Source organism: Mycobacterium sp., assembly GCF_019243155.1.
Classification (GTDB): Bacteria; Actinomycetota; Actinomycetes; order Mycobacteriales; family Mycobacteriaceae; genus Mycobacterium.
Window position 1 is genome coordinate 21377 of sequence record NZ_JAFAUS010000215.1, and the last position, 6371, is coordinate 27747.

Sequence of the window (6371 nt, forward strand, 5' to 3'; positions counted from 1 at the left end):
ATGTCTGCCCTGGCGACACTGCTGACACTGGCCGATTCTCGACTGCCGACCGGTTCCCACGTGCACTCCGGCGGCATGGAAGAGGCGGTGACCAGCGGGCTCGTGACGAACCTGGAGACGCTCGATGCTTTCTTGCGCCGCAGGATTCGCAGCCACGGGCTGGTCACCGCGTCGATCGCGGCGGCCGTTCATCGCGGCGACCTCTGTCCGGACGCGGCCGATCGGGAGACCGATGCCCGCACGCCGGCGCCGGCGGCCCGGCAGGCGTCGCGCAGCCAGGGCCGGGGGCTGGCGCGACTGGCGCGACGCGTCTGGCCGAATGCCGGCTGGGACGAAATCGGCCGCCACCCACACCTTTCCGTGGCGGCGGGGCGAGTCGGCGCCGTCAGCGGATTGAGTCCCGAGCAGAGCGCGCTGACGATCGTCTACACCACCATGACCGGCTCGGCCACCGCGGCGCAGCGGCTGCTGGCACTGGACCCGGCCGACGTGGCGGCGTTGACGTTCGCGCTGGCGGACCTGTGCGAGCGCACCGCCGTCGAAGCGACCGCCGGCCTGGCCGACCTGTCTGACCCCTTGCTCGATACATTGGCCCAGCGCCACGCCGAGCGCGAGCGGCCGTTGTTCATATCCTGAACGGCGTTGCGCCAGAGCCGCTTAGGCCTGCGACGACGTCGGGATGGCGTCGGCGTAGGCCGCGTCGCTCTTGGTGTGGGCCCGGGTGGCAATGAGGTAGACGATGCCCAGGGCGATGATGGTCACCGACATCAGCAGAATGATGTAGTCGTCGTACCAGGGTTGGTGGGAGTCGCGCGGCCAGGAGAGATTGACGATGGCCGCGACCCCGTAGATCAACGCGCCGATGTTGACGGGCACACCCCACCGGCCAAGCCGGTACTTGCCTGTCGGCACCCATCCCTTGATCCGCGCGCGCAGGGCAGCCAGCACCACCATCTGGAACGCGATGTAGACCCCGACGGAACCGAAGCTGACGAGCTTGGTGAGCGCATCGCTCGAGATCAGCGATCCGATGATCAGCACCGCCGGGATGATGACCGCGATCAGCAGCGAGTAGGGCGGCACGTGCCGCTTGTGGTCGAAGCGCGCCAACAGCTTCGAGCCGACGATCATGTCGTCGCGACCGTAGGAGTAGATGAGCCGGCTCGCGGCGGCCTGCAGGCTCAGCGCGCACGACACGAACGAAATCAACACGATGCACAGCACGACCTTGGAACCGACACCGCCGAACGCTGTTTTGAGGATGGTGTCGATCGGGTCGGGGTCCTTCCCGCTGATCACCGCGCCGAAGTCGGTGACCGACAGGATCAGGCTCAAGCAGACGAAGGTGGCGGCCGAGCCCCCGACGTAGACGGTGCGGCGCATTGCCTTGGGGATCTGTATCCCGGGGTTGCGGACCTCCTCGGCGACGTCGCCGCAGGCTTCGAAACCGAAGAACTGGTACAGTGCAATCAAACTCGCGGCCAGGAAGGCGTACATGTAGCTGTGGCTGCCTTCGGCGCCGAAGCTGTGGAACAGCACGCCGAGGTTGTGATGGCGCTGCGTGCACAGCAGCCAGACGCCGACCACTATGGCGCCGATCAGCTCGGCGCTGAAGCCGAAAATGGCGAAGTAGCCCAGCATCTTGGTGCCGGTGAGGTTGATGGCGGTGGCTATCGCCAGCATGACGAGCGCACACAGCACGGTGGCGTGGGGCGAGGGCGTGAAGCCGAACACGTCGGCAACGTACGGTCCCGCGCCGTAGGCGGCGTCCGCGAGGAGTGCCAGCAGCGTGAACATGTACACCCACCCGGTCATCCATGCCCACTTGCGTCCCCACAAGCGTCGCGCCCATGGGTAGACGCCGCCGGCCACCGGGAACTGCGCCACCACTTCGCTGAACACCAACGCGACCAGCATCTGTCCGGCGCCGGCGATCAGCAGACTCCAAATCATGGGCGGGCCGGCGGCAGACAGCGCGAAGGCGAACACCGTGTAGATGCCGACCACCGGTGACAGGTAGGTGAAGCCCAGCGAGAAGTTGGCCCACGGGCTCATGTCCCGCTTGAAATCCGACTCGAATCCGAGCGCCTTGAGTTGCGCCTGGTCCTCGTCGTCAAGCCCCGCTGCATCTAGATCATCCGGAACCGCAACGGGTTTCGATTCGACAGCTACATCGCTTTCCCAACCTCGCGCAGACCGCCTGGCCGGTTTCGTGAAAAACATCTGTTCTGATTTCCAATCGTCGCTATGTCAAAGAGGTGTGCCGTGCAAGCCCTGCCACGTGGTCGGCGATCTAGTGACACCGATCCGCTACTTCTGCGTCGCCTCCCTAATCAAGGTCGCGGCCGTGCGTTTGAGAACGTCGCGCTGCCTGCTGACGTCGGCGACCGCCTTGCGCAACTGGTTGAGCTCGTCGCGTTCGCTGGACGCACCGTCGTCGGCGGCGGGCGCGCTCGGCTTGACCCAGCGGCCCGCGGGGTCCTCGTGTGCGCCATCCCCGGCCACTGCGGGAATCACCTTGTGGCGGGCGCCAGCACGAAGCCGACCCTGGTCGCCACGCGGCGCATTGACGACGCTTGCCACCGGGCCCATCGGGGGCATGCCCCCGTAGAAACCGGGGCCGATCGCCCCGGCCTGCGGCACGCCTCCCAGTCCCGCGGCTGACAGCGGCGACGCGCTGGCGGCCAGCCGAATGGCGGGGGAGGTGCCCCAGGACGGCGGCACCGACAGCTGGCCGACCGTCGACGCCTCGCCGAGGCCCGCCGAAAGCCCGGCGTTGTCCAGGCCCGCCGAGGCCGACCCCGCGCTAATCGCCCCAGGTGACACCTGCGACGCGGCGGCAGCGGCCGGCGCGGCCGGGGTAAGTGAAGCGACCAACGGATTCCAGGCCGTTGCGACCGGCGGCGCGAGCGTCAGCAAAGCACCGGATGCGTCGAAGTTCAAACCCTCGGAGAGGATCTGGTAGCCGATCGTGTTTGCACTGAAGTTGTTGAACAGATCGATCAGCGAACCGCCACCGGACGCCCCAGCTGTCGTTCCGGAAGCCCCCGATCCCGACGAGGCGTCCAGCAGCATGTTGGGCACATTGGACAGCGTCGATTGGCTCTGGCCGGCCCCCAGGGCCGCAGCCTTGGTGACCGCCGTGTTTTGAGTAGTCGACCCGGACTGGTTGGTGGTCTGCGGCGGAGGGTTGAACGGCGTCAACCTGGTCGCAGCCGCCGAGGCGCCGGCGTAGCCATACATCGCCGCAGCATCCTGGGCCCACATCTCGGAATACTGCGACTCGGTGGCCGCGATCGCCGGCGTGTTCTGCCCAAAAGTGTTGGTAGACGCCAGCGATGCCAACATCGCCCGGTTGACCTCGATCTCCGGCGGCGGCACCGTCGCCGCGAAGGCAGCCTCGTAGGCCGCGACCGCCGACCCGAGCTGGCTAGCCGTCTGCTGAGCCTGGGCCGCGGTGGCGTTCATCCACGACACATAGGGCGCCACCACGGCGGCCATCGCCCCCGACGACGGGCCAACCCACTGCCCACCCGTCAGCTCCGACACCACCGACCGATACGAGGTTGCGGTAGAACTCAATTCGGTAGCCAGCTTCTCCCAGGCCGCCGCGGCTGACGCCAACGATCCCGCCCCCGCGCCCGCGTACATCCGCGCCGAGTTGACCTCCGGGGGCATGCCGCCGAAGTCCATGGGGGCGGTCACAGCATCGCCTCCTTGATCAGGCGGGCCGCCGCGTCGCGCTCCGTCGCCACATCGGCGATCTCCTTGCGCAGCTTGGCGAGCTCATCGCGTTCGGCTTCGCTCAATGCGCTGGCGACATGCCGGCGCGCCGGTTGTGGCGGCGCCGGCCGGCTCGAGGCGTGCTCGGCTGCGCCCGGCTCGCCGGCTATTGCCGGGACGACTTTCTGACCCGGGCCGGAACGGGCACGGGTTTGTTCGCCCTTGGGGGCGTTGACCAGGCTGCCGACAGGGGGAATGCCGCCGAAGAACCCTCCGGGGCCGGCCGCCTGCGGTACCCCGTCCAGTCCGGCGGCAGTCAATGGCGACGCGCTGGCCGCCAGCCGAACGGCGGGGGAGCCGGCCCACGACTGCGGCACCGACAACTGTCCTACCGTGGCCGATTGGCCCACGCCCGCCGAAACCCCGGCATTGCCAAGGACTCCCGAGCCCGCCCCGGGAGAATTGACCAAGGCACCCAGCCCGGCGTCCGCCGGAGCCACATCGGAGGCGGCCGCCGCCGCCGTCGTCGCCGGCAACGCGAGGGTGTACAAGCTCCCCATCAGAGGCGTGATGCCAGAAGCGGTGAACAGCGGCCCACTGACGACCAGGGCCCAGTTGCCGATGTTCTGGGTGAGCAGGTTGAGCCCGGTTGGGCCGCCGCTGGGCGTGTCGAGCAGGCTGCCCAGCCCCGGATCCAGGTCCGACGGGGTGGCAATGGTCCCGTTCGAGAGACCCTGCAGCGTGTTGGGCACGGCCGACAGCGCTGATTTGGTGCTCGGCCCGGCCGAGGAAGCGGCCGCGTGATTGACGGCGGCGGCCTGCATGGTCGACCCGGACTGGTTGGTGGTCGTGGGCGGTGGGTTGAACGGCGTCAACCTGGTCGCCGCCGCTGAGGCGCCGGCATAGCCGTACATCGCCGCGGCATCCTGGGCCCACATCTCGGAATACTGCGACTCGGTCGTCGCGATCGCCGGGGTGTTCTGCCCGAGGATGTTTGTCGCGACCAGCGAGGCCAACAACGCGCGGTTGACCTCGATCTCGGGTGGTGGCACCGTCGCGGCGTAGGCCGCCTCGTAGGCCGCCACCGCCGACCCGAGCTGGCTGGCGGTCTCCTGCGCCTGTGCGGCAGTGGTGTTCATCCACGACACGTACGGCGCCACCGCGCCAACCATCGCGCCCGACGATGGACCCACCCACTGCCCACCGGTCAGCTCTGAGACCACCGACCGATACGAGGCGGCCGTCGAACTCAACTCGGCCGCCAACGCATCCCAGGCGCCGGCGGCCGCGACCAACGGCCCCACGCCCGCGCCCGCATACATCCGCCCCGAGTTGATCTCGGGCGGTAACGCCGCATAATCCACTACCCACCCCCCGTAAGAAACCGACCAGGCGCCAAAGCCATAGCCCTTGACCCGGGTTGGCCGATGACTTGGCGCTCGGTGTCGTGCGCGATGGATTGCGCACGAACGGCGCAGCGAACAGCCGTGCAAGTCGTGGTCGTATTTGCGTGCGTAACGACCCGCTGACGTCTACGTTGCGGCACAAATAGCAATATCCACGGGAGTTTCTGTAATAACCATGGTTAGCTACTGGCAATTAGCTGAGAGCTCATCTAACGCCTTCGCCAATCGCAAGGGGCATCGCCGCCGCGGGGTTTGATGCAGCAACCGCGAACCCAATCGGTAACGCGCGGCGCTTGACGCGGAAGTGCTTTGTAAAAAGCAACTTTGAAGGACAGAAGACGTCATTAAACCAACGGAAGTCCCGCCGAGTGCAGCACTCCACGCGCCCCACAGCCGAGATCCGGAAGCGACATGGAGAACATGCAAAGCAGTTAGCTACGAACCATTGAGCAATCTAACCCAGTGGTTCTGACCCCGAGGTCTCGAAAGCCTCGGCCCTTACTAGCGATTTAACCGACAGCCGGCAATTCAGTCCCCCTGATCGCGGTTCGACAGCGCATTCGGCGATCGCAGTTGATATCGGAATTGCGTGCGGGCGAAAGGAAACTCGCGTTCCCCGCACGGGGGAGGCTGCGAACCTTATCCGCTACGCAATGCTCGTTCATGGCTGATCGATCTAATCGGCGTACGGTCCCCAGGCCTGACGCTTGAGCGCAGCCGGCTTCTTGCCGAGCTTGCCCGCCCGCACCATGACAGCCAGGCTGTCCAGGATGACCCGGCTACTCATCAGCGCGGTCTGCTCGGCCCAGTCATAGGGCGGGGAGCACTCCACCACCTCGATGCCGTTGAGACCGGGTTCGGAGATCATCCGGATAAGGTTGAGTGCTTCGCGGGGGAGCAAGCCGCCCGGCTCCGGCCAGCCGGTACCCGGCACAAATCCGGCGTCGATCACGTCGATGTCGAACGACAGATACACCGCCTTGGCGTCTTTCCACGCCGTCTCCAGTGCGATCTCGGCGACCTTCTCGATCCCGACGCGCTCCACGTCGCCGACGGTGATCACGGTGCTACCGCGCTGGCGGCCGACCTGAACTCCCGCGCGCGGCGCTTGCCAGCCGCCGATCCCGATCTGCACCAGGTTGGTGGCCGGGGCGTTCTTGATGTTGGTGGCGTGGAACCACGGCGTGGTGTGCATCCGCTCGTCGAGATCGGTTTCCTGCGTGTCGACGTGGCGGTCGAAGT

At 67.0% G+C, this 6371-nt stretch carries 5 protein-coding genes; 1 reads left to right on the forward strand and 4 read right to left on the reverse strand.

What is annotated here, in order from left to right:
- The gene (locus tag JOZ00_RS10705) at positions 1-636 is read left to right on the forward strand and encodes an urease accessory UreF family protein (protein WP_293343521.1); all 636 of its coding nucleotides are present in this window, start codon (positions 1-3) and stop codon (positions 634-636) included.
- Between the two features lie 21 nt (positions 637-657).
- Here the strand turns inward: JOZ00_RS10705 and JOZ00_RS10710 are convergent, their stop codons facing one another.
- From JOZ00_RS10710 to JOZ00_RS10725, 4 genes are all read right to left on the reverse strand, one after another.
- Complete coding sequence (locus JOZ00_RS10710; RefSeq protein WP_293343522.1) at positions 658-2055, reverse strand: amino acid permease; 1398 nt, start codon at positions 2053-2055, stop codon at positions 658-660.
- Between the two features lie 255 nt (positions 2056-2310).
- Positions 2311-3705 carry a PPE family protein gene (locus tag JOZ00_RS10715; protein ID WP_293343524.1) on the reverse strand — a complete coding sequence of 465 codons (1395 nt, stop codon included), beginning with the start codon at positions 3703-3705 and terminating at the stop codon, positions 2311-2313.
- On the reverse strand, positions 3702-5087 hold the full coding sequence (locus JOZ00_RS10720; protein ID WP_293343526.1) for a PPE domain-containing protein: 1386 nt from the start codon (positions 5085-5087) through the stop codon (positions 3702-3704). Before JOZ00_RS10720 ends, JOZ00_RS10715 begins: the two co-directional genes overlap by 4 nt.
- A 718-nt stretch (positions 5088-5805) precedes the next feature.
- Positions 5806-6371: arginase family protein (locus JOZ00_RS10725; RefSeq protein ID WP_293343527.1), on the reverse strand; the 566-nt coding region annotated here is incomplete at its 5' end.

What these genes read in the sequence shown, in the direction of transcription:
- JOZ00_RS10710 (WP_293343522.1), bottom strand. Translation starts at nt 2,055, where the DNA reads ATGAGCCCGTGGGCCAACTTCTCGCTGGGCTTCACCTACCTGTCACCG.
- JOZ00_RS10705 (WP_293343521.1), top strand. Translation starts at nt 1, where the DNA reads ATGTCTGCCCTGGCGACACTGCTGACACTGGCCGATTCTCGACTGCCG.